Origin of the sequence: Amycolatopsis sp. NPDC006125, from assembly GCF_040614195.1 — a bacterium.
Lineage (GTDB): Bacteria > Actinomycetota > Actinomycetes > Mycobacteriales > Pseudonocardiaceae > Amycolatopsis_E > Amycolatopsis_E tucumanensis.
In genome coordinates, this window is sequence record NZ_JBEXTZ010000145.1 from 1 (window position 1) to 15,376 (window position 15,376).

At 72.3% G+C, this 15,376-nt stretch carries 15 protein-coding genes; 8 read left to right on the plus strand and 7 right to left on the minus strand.

All coding sequences use genetic code 11. The features are described from left to right. Nucleotides 1–1,451: AAA family ATPase (locus ABZ193_RS40235; RefSeq protein ID WP_354713967.1), on the minus strand; the 1,451-nt coding region annotated here is incomplete at its 3' end. Between the two features lie 143 nt (nucleotides 1,452–1,594). Between ABZ193_RS40235 and ABZ193_RS40240 the strand changes: the two genes are divergently transcribed. Genes ABZ193_RS40240 through ABZ193_RS40250 form a run of 3 tightly spaced genes read left to right on the plus strand, consistent with a single transcriptional unit; the run spans nucleotide 1,595 to nucleotide 2,947 of the window. After that, entirely contained in the window at nucleotides 1,595–2,257 is a 663-nt protein-coding gene (locus ABZ193_RS40240; protein WP_354713969.1) for a hypothetical protein, read from the plus strand. Between the two features lie 50 nt (nucleotides 2,258–2,307). Then, the gene (locus ABZ193_RS40245) at nucleotides 2,308–2,715 is read left to right on the plus strand and encodes a cupin domain-containing protein (protein WP_354713971.1); all 408 of its coding nucleotides are present in this window, start codon (nucleotides 2,308–2,310) and stop codon (nucleotides 2,713–2,715) included. 7 nt (nucleotides 2,716–2,722) lie between these two features. Then, the gene (locus ABZ193_RS40250) at nucleotides 2,723–2,947 is read left to right on the plus strand and encodes a hypothetical protein (RefSeq protein WP_237339272.1); all 225 of its coding nucleotides are present in this window, start codon (nucleotides 2,723–2,725) and stop codon (nucleotides 2,945–2,947) included. An 18-nt stretch (nucleotides 2,948–2,965) separates the two neighbouring features. Here ABZ193_RS40250 and ABZ193_RS40255 read toward each other — a convergent pair whose 3' ends face one another. After that, nucleotides 2,966–4,756, minus strand: coding sequence for a GAF domain-containing protein (locus ABZ193_RS40255; protein ID WP_354713973.1), 1,791 nt, complete (start codon nucleotides 4,754–4,756; stop codon nucleotides 2,966–2,968). A gap of 141 nt (nucleotides 4,757–4,897) precedes the next feature. On the opposite strand from ABZ193_RS40255, the gene ABZ193_RS40260 reads away from it, so the two are divergent. From ABZ193_RS40260 to ABZ193_RS40275, 4 genes are read left to right on the plus strand one after another with little or no spacing between them, the layout of a single operon-like run. Then, complete coding sequence (locus ABZ193_RS40260; protein ID WP_354713975.1) at nucleotides 4,898–6,286, plus strand: MFS transporter; 1,389 nt, start codon at nucleotides 4,898–4,900, stop codon at nucleotides 6,284–6,286. 12 nt (nucleotides 6,287–6,298) lie between these two features. Then, nucleotides 6,299–7,927 (plus strand): tannase/feruloyl esterase family alpha/beta hydrolase, encoded by a 1,629-nt coding sequence (locus ABZ193_RS40265; protein WP_354713977.1) that lies wholly within the window; start codon nucleotides 6,299–6,301, stop codon nucleotides 7,925–7,927. A 33-nt stretch (nucleotides 7,928–7,960) separates the two neighbouring features. Further along, nucleotides 7,961–9,616, plus strand: a complete 1,656-nt coding sequence (locus ABZ193_RS40270; protein WP_354713979.1) for a long-chain fatty acid--CoA ligase — start codon at nucleotides 7,961–7,963, stop codon at nucleotides 9,614–9,616. Next, nucleotides 9,613–9,939, plus strand: a complete 327-nt coding sequence (locus tag ABZ193_RS40275; RefSeq protein ID WP_354713980.1) for a putative quinol monooxygenase — start codon at nucleotides 9,613–9,615, stop codon at nucleotides 9,937–9,939. Before ABZ193_RS40270 ends, ABZ193_RS40275 begins: the two co-directional genes overlap by 4 nt. Nucleotides 9,940–10,003: 64 nt before the next feature. Here the strand turns inward: ABZ193_RS40275 and ABZ193_RS40280 are convergent, their stop codons facing one another. Continuing rightward, complete coding sequence (locus ABZ193_RS40280; protein WP_354713982.1) at nucleotides 10,004–10,153, minus strand: hypothetical protein; 150 nt, start codon at nucleotides 10,151–10,153, stop codon at nucleotides 10,004–10,006. Between the two features lie 128 nt (nucleotides 10,154–10,281). On the opposite strand from ABZ193_RS40280, the gene ABZ193_RS40285 reads away from it, so the two are divergent. Continuing rightward, nucleotides 10,282–10,749, plus strand: a complete 468-nt coding sequence (locus ABZ193_RS40285) for an enoyl-CoA hydratase-related protein (protein ID WP_020419352.1) — start codon at nucleotides 10,282–10,284, stop codon at nucleotides 10,747–10,749. 49 nt (nucleotides 10,750–10,798) lie between these two features. On the opposite strand, the gene groL is transcribed toward ABZ193_RS40285, so the two are convergent. From groL to ABZ193_RS40305, 4 genes are read right to left on the minus strand one after another with little or no spacing between them, the layout of a single operon-like run. Beyond that, nucleotides 10,799–12,448: a chaperonin GroEL gene (gene groL / locus ABZ193_RS40290; RefSeq protein ID WP_354713984.1), complete on the minus strand. Its 1,650-nt coding sequence runs from the start codon at nucleotides 12,446–12,448 to the stop codon at nucleotides 10,799–10,801. A 39-nt stretch (nucleotides 12,449–12,487) separates the two neighbouring features. Continuing rightward, the gene (locus tag ABZ193_RS40295) at nucleotides 12,488–13,513 is read right to left on the minus strand and encodes an NAD(P)-dependent alcohol dehydrogenase (protein WP_354713986.1); all 1,026 of its coding nucleotides are present in this window, start codon (nucleotides 13,511–13,513) and stop codon (nucleotides 12,488–12,490) included. Further along, the gene (locus ABZ193_RS40300; RefSeq protein ID WP_354713987.1) at nucleotides 13,510–14,247 is read right to left on the minus strand and encodes an iron-sulfur cluster assembly protein; all 738 of its coding nucleotides are present in this window, start codon (nucleotides 14,245–14,247) and stop codon (nucleotides 13,510–13,512) included. Before ABZ193_RS40300 ends, ABZ193_RS40295 begins: the two co-directional genes overlap by 4 nt. Next, a complete protein-coding gene (locus tag ABZ193_RS40305; RefSeq protein WP_354713989.1) occupies nucleotides 14,244–15,278 on the minus strand; it encodes an amidohydrolase family protein in 1,035 nt (344 codons plus the stop codon). Before ABZ193_RS40305 ends, ABZ193_RS40300 begins: the two co-directional genes overlap by 4 nt. Nucleotides 15,279–15,376 lie beyond the last annotated feature (98 nt).

Genomic DNA, 15,376 nt, shown 5'->3' on the forward strand with positions numbered 1-15,376 from the left:
GCCGCGGGACGATCGCGGGAGGCGATCGAGACCGCGGCCGCGTGGAAGAGCGCGCGGATCGCCAGGATCGGCGCCAGTGCCCCGGGCCGGCCGACGGCGACCTCCGCCCGGTCCAGGACGGCCTCGGCGTCGGCCGGGCGACGGCAGGAGAAGAACAGGTTCCCCGCGCGGGCCACGGCGACCACGCTGCGCTGGGAGTCGTCGGCGGCGAGCGGGGCGAGCGCGGACAACCGGGCCTCCGCCTCGTCCCCGCGGGTCAGCCAGGACAGCGCGAACCCGAGCGTCAGCCGCGCCTCGAATCCACCTCCGGCGTCCACGGCCGTCTGGGCCAGCCGGGCGGCGAGCGGGACGTCGAGCAGCGCGATGGCCCGCTGCGCGGCGAGCGTGTGCAGCCGGGGGTCCGGATCGAGGTCGGAGTCCAGGACGAGCACCGCCCGCCGCATCGTGTCGTCGGCGCGCCGGGCTCCGGTGTCCTCGATCGCCTGGGCGATCCGGCCGCGCAGCCGCCGCGCCCGCAGCACGCCCAGCGCCTCGCGGCGCACCTCGCCGTAGAGCGGGTGCGCGAGCCTGGCCTCCAGCCGGCGCCCGTCCGGTTCCACGGCGACCAGGCCCTCCGCTTCGGCCTGCTCCACGCCCGCGGCGCTGGTCAAGGCGGTGAGCAGGGGGACGCCGAGTGGCTCGCCGAGCGCGAGGACGTCCACCACGTCGCGGACCGCGCCGGACAGCCGGCCCATGCGGGTGGTCACCAGGTCGGCCAGGCCCGGCGACAGGGCGGGGTGGCCCGACCAGCGCCACACCCCGCGAACCACGCGCAGGCCACCACCGGCCACCTCGCCGTCGACGAGCTGGCGCAGGTAGAGCGCGTTGCCGCGGCACAGCGTCCACAGCCGGGCCGCGCCGGCGCTGTCCACCGGACCGCCGAGCACCGCCTCCAGCAGGGCCACGGTCTCGGCCTCCGACAGCGGCTGGACCTCCAGCCGCTCCAGGTGACCGTCCTTCCACAGCGCGGTCACCGCGTCCGGCGCCGGTTCACCGCTGCGGACCGTGAGCACCACCGTGGCGACGCGGCGCAGCACGAACTGGTGCACCAGCGACGCGGACAGCGGGTCCAGGAGATGGGCGTCGTCCACGCCCAGCACGACACCGCCACGGCCGGTCCCGGTGAGCGCCTCCGTGGCCTGGCGGAGCAGCTGGGTCGCGTCGCCGCGCACCCCGGTCAGCACGGGGGCGAACGCCCCGAGCGGCACGGCACGGGCCGACGCGGTCGCCGCGATCCACACCGTTCCGGCGTGCCGCCTGCCGGCGGCGGCCAGCGCCTCCCGTGCCAAGCGGGTCTTGCCGACCCCGGCCGCACCGGCCAGCACCACGCCGTTCCCCGCGCCGCGCCGCACCACGGCGTCGACGAACCGCAGCTCCTCAGCCCGGCCGGTCAACGGCCAGTTCAGGCCCACGACACGGGACGGTAGACGGTCACCGTCCCCGGCGTCTTCCACCCGGCGGGCGATATCCGAGTAGCGCACTACTCGTGTGCTCCGCCGGCGCGGGGATCAGGCTGGGCGCGGCATGGTTCCGCGTTCCCGAAAGGAGGGACGGCATGGTTGCGGTGAACACCGAGCCCCGGTCCGGCCTGTACCTGCCGCCGGTGGCGAGGTACCTGATGGGTGTGGCCGCGGTGCTGGCCCCGCTGCTGATCGCCGCCGGCCTGGCGCTGGACCTGGACATCACCGGCACCAGCAACACCGCCATCGCGCAGCGGATCGCCGCCGACCTCGACGGCTACCCCACGCAGGCCTGGCTGGGCGCGGTGTCGGCGTTGTTGTGGGCGCCCGCCGTGCTCACGGCAGGCCGCGTGGCCCGGCGCAACTCGCCCAGGCTCGGACTGGCGGGCACGGTGCTCGCGTTCGGCACGGCGATCCCGAGCGCTCTGGACACCGAGGCGCTGGCCTACGTCGCGCTCAAGAGCGGCGTGCCGGTGCCGACCGCAGTGACCATGATGGACACGGCCGACGACATCCCGTCGGGGATTCTCGGTTTCGTCTTCTTCGCCGGGCTCCTCGGGCTGATCCTGCTCGGCGCCGCCATCGTGCGCGGGCACGCGGCCCCGCCGTGGGCCGGTGTCGCGCTCGTCGTGGCGGCGGTTGCCATCCCGGTCTCGTGGTTCTCCGGCTCCGGGGTCGCGGCGCTGATCGCCTGGCTCGTCCTGACCGCGGGGTTCGCCGGGTGCGCGCTGGCACTGATCACCGACCGGGAGGCGTGATGAACGGCAAGATTCACCTATCCGGGCCCGGTGAGGGCCTCCCCCTCGCCATGAGCGACGGGATCCACACGGTCAAAGCCGGAGCCGAACACACCGGTGGTGTGTACGAGGTGTTCGAGGTCGACGCACCCCGGGCGCCCGCGGCGCCGCCGCACCGGTCGCCGTGGGCGGGGACGATGTACGTCCTCGACGGCGCGGTCACGGTGCACGCCGATGGCGAGACCCACGACCTCGGGCCGGGCGCGGCCGTCACGATCCCCGCGCAGTGCGCCTTCACCTTCGAAGTGACCACCGAGAACGCGCGGCTGCTGGCGGTCACCACCGGCGACGGCGCGGGCCGGTTCTTCGCCGACTTCGCCGCGACCGTCCCGGCGGACCGGCCCCTCGAGGAGGTCCTGCCCCGGCTGCTGGAGGTGACCCGCCGGCACGGCGTGAGCATCGCCGAACCGGGCAGCTGAGCCGGCAGTGGACAACGCCGCGAGGGGATCCCGTGCGGGCGGGCGACCGTCCACACGGGACGCGGCGATCGCGCGGCTGCCGGAGGTCTACGCCCAGGCGCTGCGGCTGCGCGACGCCGGCGTTCCGCGGTCACGGATCGCTGCCCGGTTGCGGGTGGAACCCCAGTCGCTGGACGCCCTCTTCGTGATCGCGGAAGCGAAGCTCGGCACGTTGCTCGACGAGGACGCATGACTCGCCAACGGCGGCGCCTCACGCCGGGCCGGGCGTGACCGCTCGCAGCCGGTGCAGCCGCAGCCCGAGCTGGAGTTCCAGGTTGTCCTCCTGGCGCCAGTCGACGCCGAGCAGCTCGCCGGCCCGGTCCAGCCGCTTCAGCAGGGTGTTGACGTGCAGGTGCAGCGCCCGCGCGGTCGCCGCGACGTTGGCGCGGTTGGCGTAGTACGCGTCGAGCGTGCCGACGAGGTCCGTGCCGCGCCGGCGGTCGTAGTCCAGCAGCGGGCCGATCGTGCCCGCGACGAACCGGTCGAGGTCGCGGACCCGTTCGGTGTCGAAAACCATGGCGTAGAGGGCGTAGCGCGCCGTGGTGGCGCCCAGGTCCGTGTGCCCCAGCGCGCGCACCACCGCGCTGCAGCGGCCGGCCAGTGAGAAGGCGCGGGCCCAGTCCTGGTTGACCGCCCGCTCCCCCACGACCGTGACCGGCGCGCCCGCCGCGCGGCGCAGGCGCCGGTGGACCTCCTCGACGGTCCGGTCGTCGTCGGCGCTGGGCAGGATCATGGTGGCCCGGCCCAGGTGCTCACCGGCGAGTCCGGCGCGGTCCCTGGCGATGTCGTGCAGGTGCCGCGACAGCTCGGTGGACGACAGCGCGGCGGAGTCGGCGACGAGGACCAGGTCCAGCCGGTCGACGTCGATGTTGCGGGCCCGGGCGCGGGTGCGCTGGGCCGCGCTGGTCCCGGGGCTGCCGACCATCAGCTCGGTCAGCAGCTCCCCGCTCAGCCGCTCGCTCGCCTCGGCGACGGCCCGTTCCTTGAGGATGAGCAGCCCCAGGATGTGGGTGGCCCGTTCCAGGGTGCGCACGTCCATGTCGTCCCGGACACCGCGGTCGCCGCCTGCCGCCCGGCTCCACGCCAGCGCGCCGAGGAAGCTGTCGCCGGCCTGGATCGACGCCACGCTGTGGGCGACGCCCGCGCCGTCGACCGACGTGGTGCACCGGCCCGATCGCTGCGCGTTCCGGAAAGCCTCGGCCAGGTCGTCCCCGGCGGGAGACCGGCACGGGTCCGCCGCCGAGTCCCCGCGGACGACCGCGACACCGGCCCGGTCGAGGAGCGTGACACTGCCGCCGAGCTGATCGGCGAGGAGCTGCACGACGTCGCCGGGCGTCCCGCCCTCCAGCACCACGCCGGTGAGGGCTTCGTGGCTCGCCTGCGCCCGCTCCATGACGGCCACGTGCTCCTCGATCTTCCGGTACGCGATCCGCAGCTCCTGCAGGGCGGTCCGGCTGGCGTCGTAGAGCCGGGCGTTGTCCAGCGCGACCGCGGCGTGATCGGCGAACGCGCTCAGCAGGGCGATCTCCTCGGCCTGGAAGGACCGCTCGGACCGGTCCGCGGCGAACAGGGCGCCCACCGCCTCGCCCCGGATCACCAGCGGCACACCGAGCAGCGCGACGAGCCCCTCGGGGCCGACCACACGGTCGAAGTCCGGGTCGTGGGCGATGCTGGTGGCCGCGGCGTAGTCGCGCACCCAGTGCGGGCTGCGGGACGCCAGCACCTTGCCGCCCAGCCCCACGTTCGCGGGAATGGACGCGGCCAGGAACGACGCGGAGATCGTCCCCTCCGACGCCCTGGCCGACAGCCTCCCGTCCGCGCCGACCAGCGACAGGTACGTGAAGTCCGTGCCGATCAGGTCGTGGGCGTGCCGGACGATCGAGCGCAGCACCTCGTCGAGCTCGCCCAGCGCGGTGAGCGACTTGGCGGTCGCGTACAGGGACGTCAGTTCGCGCTGACGGCGCATGAGCGGGTGCGATTCGCCCGCGGGGTCGCCGGCCACAGTGCCATACCTCCTCCGCGCCAGATGGAAGAAAGAACCACCAGAACGGCGTGAGGTGTGGATGATACACACCTCAACCACCCGGCAGTGGCGCACCTAACCTGACCGCCATCACCCGTGCTCCCAACGAAGGCGGCATGTATGGCAACCCCGCTCGCGCAACCCGACGGACAGCCCGGACAACTCGGCTCCGGCACGCCCACGGCCCCGCGCCGGTCCTTCCGCAAACTGCTGGCGGTGGGGCTCATCGGCAGCTCGATCGAGTGGTACGACTTCTTCCTCTACGGCACCGCGGCGGCGCTGGTGTTCCCCAAGGTGTTCTTCCCGCACTCCTCGGCGCTGACCGGAACCCTCCTCGCCTTCAGCACCTTCTGGGCCGGCTTCGTGGCCCGCCCCATCGGCGGGGTGCTCGCCGGGCACCTCGGCGACAAGTACGGGCGCAAACCGGTGGTGGTCACCTGCCTTGCGCTGATGGGCGCGGCGACCTTCCTGATCGGGTGCCTGCCCAGCGCGGCCAGCATCGGCGCGCTGGCCCCGACGCTGCTGGTCGTGCTGCGGTTCGTCCAGGGGCTCGCGGCGGGCGGCCAGTGGGGCGGGATCGTGCTGCTGCTCACCGAATCCGCGGGCGCGAAGCGACGCGGCTTCGCCGGGACCTTCGGGCAGACCAGCGTGCCCGTCGCGGTGATCATCTCGAACCTGATCTTCGTGGCGGCCAGCAGCCTGATGCCGGACGACGCTTTCCTCAGCTGGGGCTGGCGCATCCCGTTCCTGGTGAGCGTCGTGATGTTCGTGGTCGTCCTCTACATCCAGACCAAAGTGGAGGACACGCCGGAGTTCCGCGAGTTGCAGCAGGCGGCGTCGCGGCCCGAAAAAGCGGTGGTCCGGGCGCCGCTGGCGCAGGTGGTGCGAACCAAGTGGGGGACCATCCTGCTCGGCTGCGGGATCCTCTCGGCCACCAACAGCCTGTTCTACGTCAGCATTTCCGGCCTGCTGAGCTACGGCACCGGCTCGCTCGGGCTGGAGCGCAACCCCCTGCTCGCGGTCGTGCTGGCCAGTTCCGTGGCGATGCTGGTGACGATCCCGTGGTCCGGTCACCTCTCGGACAAGGTGGGGCGGCGGCCGCTGATCCTGATCGGCGGGCTGGGCGTCGCGGTCTGGGCCTTCCCGTACTTCTGGCTCGTCGACAGCGCGTCACTGCCGCTGATCTTCGTCGCGGTGGTGGTGGGTTTCGTGTTCCAGTGCCTCACCTACGGCCCGATCGCGAGCTTCCTCGGCGAGCTGTTCGCGCCCAACGTCCGCTACTCCGGCGCGTCGCTGGCCTATCAGCTTTCCGCGATCATCGTCAGCGGTGGCACGCCGTTCCTCATGACCGCGCTCATCGCGCAGACCGGGAGCACCCTGCCGGTCGCCGCCTACATCGCGCTCATGGGCCTGATCACCTTCGTCAGCGCGTGGTTCCTGCCCGAGACGAACCCCGCCCAGGTCCGCGAAGATCCGCACGCCGTGCCCGGCGCGCACCTCTACCGCTGAAACGAGGACGGCATGAAAACCTCGCGTTGGACAGCCGTGCCCGCGGCCCTCGTGCTGCTGGCGACCGGATCCCCCGCGGCGACCGCCGCCCCGCCGTCGACGCCGGTGTGCGCGCCGCTGGCAGGAATGGACATCCCGGCCTCGGCGATGAGCCTGCCGACCTCCGGCGGGCGGGTGACGGCCGCGGCCGTCACGACCAGCGTGGTCAGCGGCGAGACGATCGAGTACTGCCGGGTCGACGCCGACATCTTCCCCGTCGACCCCGCCGCGCCCGCCATCAAGATGCGCGTGGCCCTGCCGTCCGGCTGGAACCACAAGGCGATCATGTTCGGCGGTGGCGGCTACAACGGCACCATCCCGGACCTGACGGCGAACGTGCCGTTCGGCCCCGCCGACCAGCCGGCGCCACTCGCGCGGCGGTACGCCACGTTCGCCAGCGACTCCGGCCACCAGCAGGGCCCGGCCGCTCTGCCGTCGCTGGACGGGTCGTTCGGCGTCAACGACGAGGCGCTGCGCAACTTCGCCGCCGGCGACGCGCTGAAGAAGACCCACGACGCCAGCCGGTACCTCATCCGGCAGGCCTACCGCGCGAAGCCCGCCGAGGTCTACTTCGCCGGAGGTTCCACCGGCGGCCGTGAAGCCCTCGTCGTCGCGCAACGGTGGCCGGAAGCGTTCGACGGCGTGATTTCCGCCTACCCCGCCTGGAACAACCTCGCCGAGGTCCTGTACCTGGGGCACCTGACACAGATCCTGTCCCGCCCCGGCGCGTTTCCCGGGCCGGACAAGCAGACGCTCCTCTACAGCAGCGTCATCGGCGCGTGCGACGGCCTGGACGGCGTCGCGGACGGGGTCGTGTCGAACCCGGGCGGCTGTCACTTCGACCCGCGCACGCTGCGCTGCCCGGACGGCGCGGACACCAGGCCGGGGTGCCTGTCGGATGCGCAGATCGCCGCCGTGACCGCCATGTCCACCCGGTTCGAGTGGCCGTACCGGATCGCCAGCGGCGAAACCGGCTACCCCGGTTTCCCGTTCCTCTCCGGCGCGGACATGCGCACCCCGTTCCTCGGGTTCGGCACCACCGCGCCGGCCAACCCGATGCCGCTGACCAGCGGTTACGGCATGCAGTACTGGGACCAGTGGGTCAAGTACTTCCTGACCCGCGACCCCGGCCACGACCCGCTCGCCGTGGACCCCCGCGACCCCGGGCCGTGGCTGGACCGGATCAGCAGGCTGTCGGAGATCCAGGACCGCAACGACGTGGACCTGCGCCGCTTCGCGGCCCACGGCGGCAAGCTGATCCTGCTGCACGGCGCCGCGGACGAGCTGGTCTCGGACCGGTCGACGAGCGACTACTACCGGCGGGTGCGCGCGGAACTCGGCCCGCGGACCACGGACGGGTTCCTGCGGTACTACGTGGTGCCCGGAGCCAACCACGCGAACGCGGGCACGCCGGCCTTCGCCGCGGGCTGGGACTCGCTGTCCGCGCTCGAACGCTGGGTCGAAAGAGGACAGTCGCCGGTGGACCCGGTCGTCACCGACACACGCCACCAGCGCACCCGTCCCCTGTGCGAGTACCCGGAGTGGCCGGAGTACCGCGCGGGCGACCCGGACCGCGCGTCGAGTTTCGCCTGCACCCGCTGACCCCGACACAGGAAGATCCCCATGCTCGGCTTGATGCAAGACCGTCCCCTGTCCCTGCCGCACGTGTTCCGGCGCGTCGAACGCCTCTTCGGGCACAAGACCGTGGTGTCCGGGCGGGTCGGCGGCGAGACCACGACGACCTGGGCGCAGGTGTGCGCGCGGACGCGGCGGCTGGCCGCCGCCCTCGACGAGCTCGGCGTCCCGGCCGGCGCCCGGGTGGGCACGTTCGCGTGGAACAGCCACCGGCACGTCGAGCTCTACCTGGCCGTGCCCTGCACCGGGCGGGTGCTGCACACGATCAACCACCGGCTGTTCGGCGAGCAGATCACCTACATCGTCAACGACGCCGCCGACGACGTGCTGTTCGTCGACCGCTCCATCCTGCCCGCCGTCTGGCCGCTGGTGGGCACGTTCACCACGGTGCGGGCGGTGGTGGTGATGGACGACGGGAGCGACGCCGAAATCCCCGACGACGACCGCATCCACGACTACGAGGAGCTCCTGGCCCGGGCCGGCGACACCGCCCGCGAGTTCACTGTGGACGACGAGAACACCGCGGCCGCGTTGTGCTACACCTCGGGCACCACCGGCGATCCCAAGGGCGTGCTCTACAGCCACCGGTCGGTGGTGCTGCACGCCGCGCTGTTGCTGATGGTGGACACCTTCGGCATCAGCGAGCGCGACGTGGTGATGCCGATCGTGCCGATGTTCCACGTCAACGCGTGGGGCCTGCCCTACGCGGCCATGCTGTGCGGGGCCGATCTGGTGCTGCCCGGGCCGGCGATGTCCCCGCCGGAACTGGCGGGGATGCTCGCCCGCCACCGGGTCACGTTCGGGGCCGCGGTCGCCACGATCTGGCGTGGCTTGGTGCCCCTGCTCGGCGAGCACGACTTCTCCTCGGTCCGCCAGATCGTGTCCGGCGGGGGCGCGGTCGACGAGGCGCTCACCCGCGCCTACCAGGACGCGATCGGGCTGCCGCTGACCAACGCCTGGGGCATGACCGAAACCAGCCCGGTGGTCACCACCTCCCGCATCGCCACCGTGCACGACGACGACCCGGGCGAACAGCGGCGGGCGCTGCTCGCCACCCCGGGGCCCGCCGTGCCGCTGACCGAGGTCCGCATCGTCGGCGACGACGGGCAGGAGGCCCCGTGGGACGGGCAGACGCCGGGCGAGTTGCAGGCCGCCGGCCCGACGATCGCCTCGGGCTACTTCGGGTCGCGCGACGGGGCGGACGCCTTCACCGCCGACGGGTGGCTGCGCACCGGGGACGTGGCGACGATCGACCGGCACGGATACGTGCGGATCGTCGACCGCACCAAGGACCTCGTGAAGTCGGGGGGCGAGTGGATCTCCTCGGTGGAGCTGGAGAACGCGATCATGGCGCACCCCGGGGTCGCCGAAGCCGCGGTGATCGGAGTGCCCGACGACAAGTGGGGCGAGCGCCCGCTGGCCTGCGTGGTGCCGGCCGCCGGGGCCACGCTCACCGCCGAGGAGGTGCGGGACCACCTGCGGGGCCGCGTGGCGTCCTGGTGGCTGCCCGACGAGGTGTTCTTCTGCGACGAGATCCCCAAGACGGCGACCGGGAAGTTCGCCAAGCAACGGCTCCGGTCTCAGATCGAGACAGCTCGCGGGAGTTCCGGGTGCTACACCAACCGGGACACTGTGGCACGAAGGAGCAACGGATGATCTTCATCACGGCCAAGTTCCGCGTCAAGGACGAGCACGCCGACCGGTGGCCGGACATCGCGCGGGAGTTCACCGCGGCGACCCGCGCCGAGCCGGGGTGCCTGTGGTTCGAGTGGTCCCGCAGCCTCGACGACCCGGCCGAGTACGTTCTGGTGGAGGCGTTCCGGGACGCCGACGCCGGGGCCAGGCACGTGCGGTCCACGCACTTCCGGGCCGCTCAGGAGACGCTTCCCCGGCACCTCGCCGAGACACCGCGGATCGTGAACACGGTCCTGGACCAGGACGACTGGTCCCCGCTCGGCGAGATGGCCGTGCGGGACTGACGTTGCCGGTGGGGCGGCGCTCAGCTCAGCATCGGCTCGACCCGGCAGCTGTGCGGAACCGGCCTCACCGGCGGGGGTGCTCGGCCCCCGCCGGGTCGATCCGCCAGCCGGACCCGGTCAGTGCGCTGAGCGCCCGCTCCAGGCACTCGCCGTGCGGGCGCTCAGCGGCTTCCTCCCCGCGCGGCTCCTCGACGATCGGCTCGTTCAGCGTCATCCCCTCTTCCCTCCTGACTCGCCCCCAGCACACCAGAGCCGGCCCTGCGCGGCGGTCTCATTGTGAGACAAGGGAAACCGCCGCGCGCCAGTAGCGTACGGGGACCCCGAGCGTTCCAGGAGGCGACGATGCTGGACCTGCACTACGAGTCGGGAGCGGTGGTGGTCCGCTTCCGGGCGCCACGACCGCTGAGCGCCGAACTGCTCGACGGGCTCGCCGCCGCTCTCGCCTACATCGGGCCCGGGCATCCGATCGTCCTGACCGGCGTGGACGGTGTCTTCGCGGCGGACGTCGCGCCCGGGGACAGCGCGGCGCTGGACCGGCTGCCGCCGGTGCTGGAGGCCCTGCGCGCCCACCCGCTTCCCGTCGTGGCCGCCCTCAACGGCGACGCCGTCGGCGCGGGCTACCACCTGGCGGAGGCCGCCGACGCTCGCATCATTTCGGGCGGGATCGTGCAGCCCGCGCCTCCGCACGGGGTTCGTCACCGTCCGCTCGCGGCGGTGGCGGCAGGGCTGGCCGAGGTCCACTGCGCACCGGAGGACCTCATCGGTACCGCCCTCCGGCACGCCCGCGCACAGGCACCGGTCGCCGGCTGACGCACGCAGCGGGGCCCCACGCAGCACGCCTGGGGCCCCGTCGCCGTACTCAGTAGATGTTGGACGGGCGAACCATGCCCTCGGCGAGGTCACCGGCGCCCGGAGCGATGATCGCGCCGGGGTTGACCAGCACCTCCTCCACGATCGCGGTCTCCGTGGTGATCAGCAGCGCCGCGATCGACGCCGCGCTCTCCAGCGCCGAACGGGTCACCTTGAGCGGGTCGACCAACCCGGCGGCGAACAGGTCGGTGTACTCGCCGGTCAGCGCGTCGAACCCGCCGCCGTTGTCCATTGCGGACACCCGGGCCAGCACCTCGTCACCGTCGTAACCGGCATTCTCAGCGATCCACCGCAACGGCTCCCCCAGCGCCCGGCGCACGATCTCGCGGCCCTGCGCCGCGTCGCCGTCGAGGCCGACCAGGTCCACACATCGCGCGGCCTGCGCCAGCGACGCCCCGCCGCCGGCGACCACGCCCTCCTCCAGCGCCGCCCTCGCCGCCGCCAGCGAGTCCTCGACCCGCAGCATCCGCTCCTTGAGCTCGACGCTGGTGGCGGCGCCGACGCGGACGACGGCGATGCGCCCGGACAGCCGGGCGATGCGCAGCCGCAGGCTGTCCTGGTCGTGCTCGATGCGGGCCCGCTTGAGCTGCTTGTCCAGCTGGCCGATCCGCGCCCGCACGGCCTGCTCGTCGCCGGCCCCGCCGATGATCGTCGTGGTGTCCTCGGTGATCGTGATGTGCTCGCAGCGGCCGAGGTCGGCCTCGGTGACCTCGGCCAGGGTCAGCCCGGAGTCGTCGCTGACCACCCGGCCGCCGAGCGCGGCGGCGAGGTCCTCCAGCTCGGCGACCCGCCGGTGCCCGAAGCCGGGCGCGCGCACCACGACCGCGGGGTAGGTGCCGTGCACGTTCCCGCTGAGGATCATCTGCAGCGCGGGCCCGTCGACGTTCTCGGCGAGGATCACCAGCGGCCTGCCGAGCCGCCGGGCGGCCTCCACGGTCGGCATCAGGTCCTGCACCTGGCTGATCTTCTTGTTGGTCAGCAGGATCGCGGGATCGTCGTAGGCGGCCTCCATCCGATCCCGGTCGGTGACCATGTACGGCGAGGTGTAGCCGTGGTCGAACTCGATCCCGTCCACCAGCTCGACCCCCAGGCCGGGCTCGTCGGACTCCTCCACCTCGACCACGCCTTCCCGGCCCACCGCGGCCAGCGCCTGGGCGATCACGCGGCCGATGCGCTCGTCGTCGCTCGCCGCCAGCGTGGCGATCCGCTCCAGCTCGGCCTCACCCGACACCTGGGCAGCGGATTTGCGCAGGTACTCCACGACGGCCTCGACGGTCTCCTCGATACCGCGGCGCACCCGCATCGGGTTCGCCCCCTCGCCGAGGGCGGCCAGCCCCTCCCGCACCATCGCCTGGGCGAGCACCGTCGCGGTGGTGGTGCCGTCGCCGACGGCCCCGTTGGTCTTCATCGCGACTTCCTTCACCAGCTGGGCGCCCATGTTGGCGAACGGTTCCGCCAGCTGCACCTCCCTGGCGATGGTGACGCCGTCGTTGGTGATGGTCGGCGGGCCGGTCAGCTTCTCCAGCACCGCGTTGCGCCCCTTGGGGCCCAGGGTGACCTTGACCGCGTCGGCCAGCGTGTTGACGCCGAGTTCGAGCCGGCGCCGCGCCTCGACGCTGAACCGCAGCTGCTTCGCCATGATTCCTACTTCCTTTCCGTGCCGGGAACAGCACGCGGTTCAGGGGATGAGGATCGCCCGGCCGCGGACCTTGCCCGCGCTCAGGTCGTCGATGGCCTGCTGGAACTCCTCCAGCCGGTAGCGGGCGGTGTGCAGTTTCACCTTGCCCTGGGCGGCGAGCACCATCAGGTCCTGCAGGTCGGTGTAGGAGCCGACCAGGTTGCCGATGAAGTTGATCTCGGTGGAGATGATGTCGATGGTCGGCACGTCGAGGTTCTCGCCGTAGCCGACGACGTAGTAGTTGCCCGCGCGGCGCAGCATGCGCACGCCCTCCGACGTCGAGCCCCCCTCGCCGACGAAGTCGAGCACGGCCTCGGCGCCGTGCCCGCCGGTCAGGTCGAGCACCTCCGGCACGTGGTCGCCATCGGCCACCACGGTGACGTCGGCGCCAACCTGCTCGGCCAGCCGCAGCGCCGCGGGGTTGCGGTCCACGACGACGAGCGTGGCCGCGCTCATCGCCTTCAGGCACTGGATGCCGATGTGGCCCAGACCGCCTGCCCCGATGATCACGCACACCTCCCCCGGCCGCAGCACCTTCGCCACCTTGGCGGCGGCGTGCTGCGCGGTGAGCCCGGCATCGGCGAGCGCGGCCACGTCGGCCGGCTCGAGGCTGTCGTCGAGCTTGACGCACGACCGCGCCGAGGTGAGCAGGTATTCGGCGTACCCGCCGTGGGTGTCGATGCCGGGGAACCGCGAGTTCTCGCAGTGCACGTCGTCGCCGAGCCGGCAGGCCCGGCACAGGCCGCAGGTGATCAGCGGGTGGAGGATCACCTTGTCCCCCACCGCCACGTTCGTGACCGCGTCGCCGACGGCGTGCACCCAGCCGGCGTTCTCGTGCCCGATCGTGTAGGGCAGGACGACGCCGGACTTCTCCGCCCACTGCCCTTCCAGGATGTGCAGATCGGTCCGGCACACGCCCGCCGCGCCCACCCGGACCACGACGTCCAGCGGCCCGGTGATCTTGGGCTCCTCCACGTCGCGCAGTTCCAGGTTCGAGTGGTAGCCGGTGACCTGTGCGGCTTTCATGGGTGGCTCCTGGTGTTGGTGACGACCGGGGCGGAGCCGGCGGGATCGACGCCGGCGTAGCGGGTGGCGAGCAGGCCCCGGCAGAAGTGGGCGTTGCCTTCGATGGACACGCGGGTGGTGGTGGCCAGCCGCAACCGCAGCGCCACGTCCGAGCGCGCGACCGGCGTCCCGTCGTGGTCGACCATCACCCGCGCCTGCGAGTGGTTGGGCAGGCCGATGGCCTCCCGCCGCCGCATCAGGGCCGCCTTCAGGCGGCCCTCCGGCAGGTCGAACAGCTCCAGCAGCGGCAGTTCCTCGACCGTCCAGGCCCCGCTGGCCAGCACCGACCGGCAGCACCGCTCCATCGCGGCCAGGTGGGCCTTGCGCTGGAAGGTCCGGCGCAGCTCGTCGAGGCTGTCCTGCGCCTCCACGCCGAAGGTGCCGACGTAGCCGAGCCCGGCGGCGGTACCGGCGTTGATCTTGTCGGAGTCGTGGTGGTCGTCGAGCAGCACCCGCACCCGGCCCGCACCGGGCACCGCGGCCAGCGCGTCGTAGGCGTCGGCCACCATGAGGTAGGCGAAGTTGGGGGCGCAGAACGACGTGGGCAGCCGCAGGTGCACCTCCACCCCGTCGTCGTCGATCGCCACGGACCGGACGAAACCCAGCTCGGTCACCGGTTCGTCCAGTTCGGGGTCGAGCACGGTGGACAGCGCCGCGAGCACCTCGGCTTCGACGGACACGGCCATCCGGGTCATGGGGCACCAGCTCCCGCGGCGACCTCGGCGTCGGCGTCGCCGGCCTGGGTCGGCAGGCGCAGCTGCCGCGGCACGTCCAGGTCGTAGAGCGCGGCCGCGTTGAGGCCGAGGATCTTCTTCTTCTGGTCGGTGGTGATCGGCGCGTACTCCGGCATGTCCGCCGGGATCTGGAAGTCGGCGAACTTCTCCACGAGCCACTTCGGCGTCCACAGCGCGTAGTCGCTGCCGAAGAGGATCTTGTCCTCGCCGATCCAGTACAGCAGCTCGCCGATGATCTGGGCGAAGTAGCGCGGCCGCGTGTGGATGAACGGCATCGCCACCGCCAGCCCGCCGTAGACGTTGGACTCCTGCGTGGCGATCCAGCAGAAGTCCTCCAGCCGCGGCAGCCCGACGTGCTCGACGACGAAGTTGAGGTCGAGGTAGTCGGTGGCGACCTTGTCGATGTCGGCGACGTCGAACGCGTCCCGGTCCAGCGGCCGGATCGTCGGTCCCTTGTGGACGTGGATGTTGCGGATCCCCAGTTCCAGGCACTCCTCGAGGTACCGGCGCGACCACGGCTCGTCGAGCTTGTAGCCGCGCGAGTCGCCGTGCCATTCGGCGGTGTAGAGCTTGACGCCCTTGAGCCCGAAGCGTTCCGCGTCCCGGCGCAGCTGCGCCAGCCCGGCCTCGCCGTGGCGCGGGTCGTAGGCGTGGTTGTAGGTCAGCTTGTCCGGGTGCTGCCGGGTGAGCCCGAACGCCTCCTCGGTCTGGCCGAACCCGTTGTGGTAGAAGTCGCTCAGCAGTGTGGCCTGAAAGATGGCGTGGTCGACGTAGCCCTCGCCGAAGAGGTCCTTCATGAAGCGTTCGGCGCCGTAGTAGGTGTAGGTGTCGTAGTCCCAGACGACCTCTTCCGGGCTCAGGTTCTTGTGGTAGTCGTAGAAGCAGTCGATGAACTGCTTGCCGTGCACGTTCTTGTGGTTCGAGGCCCGCCCGTCCCAGATGTGGACGTGCCCGTCGACCACGTAGTACTTCTCGCCGTCCTTTTCGTACATCGCTCGCCCTTCACGGTGCTGGTGCTCGGTGGAACCGTGGTGGCGGGGCGGACGGCCCCCCCCCCCCCTGTCCGGGTGTGGTGTGGTGGCCCCGCGTT

Excerpts from the sequence above, each read along its gene's own strand:
- ABZ193_RS40240 (WP_354713969.1), top strand. The coding sequence starts at position 1,595 with ATGGTTGCGGTGAACACCGAGCCCCGGTCCGGCCTGTACCTGCCGCCG.
- ABZ193_RS40245 (WP_354713971.1), top strand. The coding sequence starts at position 2,308 with ATGAGCGACGGGATCCACACGGTCAAAGCCGGAGCCGAACACACCGGT.
- ABZ193_RS40260 (WP_354713975.1), top strand. The coding sequence starts at position 4,898 with ATGGCAACCCCGCTCGCGCAACCCGACGGACAGCCCGGACAACTCGGC.
- ABZ193_RS40265 (WP_354713977.1), top strand. The coding sequence starts at position 6,299 with ATGAAAACCTCGCGTTGGACAGCCGTGCCCGCGGCCCTCGTGCTGCTG.
- ABZ193_RS40270 (WP_354713979.1), top strand. The coding sequence starts at position 7,961 with ATGCAAGACCGTCCCCTGTCCCTGCCGCACGTGTTCCGGCGCGTCGAA.
- ABZ193_RS40275 (WP_354713980.1), top strand. The coding sequence starts at position 9,613 with ATGATCTTCATCACGGCCAAGTTCCGCGTCAAGGACGAGCACGCCGAC.
- ABZ193_RS40280 (WP_354713982.1), bottom strand. The coding sequence starts at position 10,153 with ATGACGCTGAACGAGCCGATCGTCGAGGAGCCGCGCGGGGAGGAAGCC.
- ABZ193_RS40285 (WP_020419352.1), top strand. The coding sequence starts at position 10,282 with ATGCTGGACCTGCACTACGAGTCGGGAGCGGTGGTGGTCCGCTTCCGG.
- groL (WP_354713984.1), bottom strand. The coding sequence starts at position 12,448 with ATGGCGAAGCAGCTGCGGTTCAGCGTCGAGGCGCGGCGCCGGCTCGAA.
- ABZ193_RS40295 (WP_354713986.1), bottom strand. The coding sequence starts at position 13,513 with ATGAAAGCCGCACAGGTCACCGGCTACCACTCGAACCTGGAACTGCGC.
- ABZ193_RS40300 (WP_354713987.1), bottom strand. The coding sequence starts at position 14,247 with ATGACCCGGATGGCCGTGTCCGTCGAAGCCGAGGTGCTCGCGGCGCTG.
- ABZ193_RS40305 (WP_354713989.1), bottom strand. The coding sequence starts at position 15,278 with ATGTACGAAAAGGACGGCGAGAAGTACTACGTGGTCGACGGGCACGTC.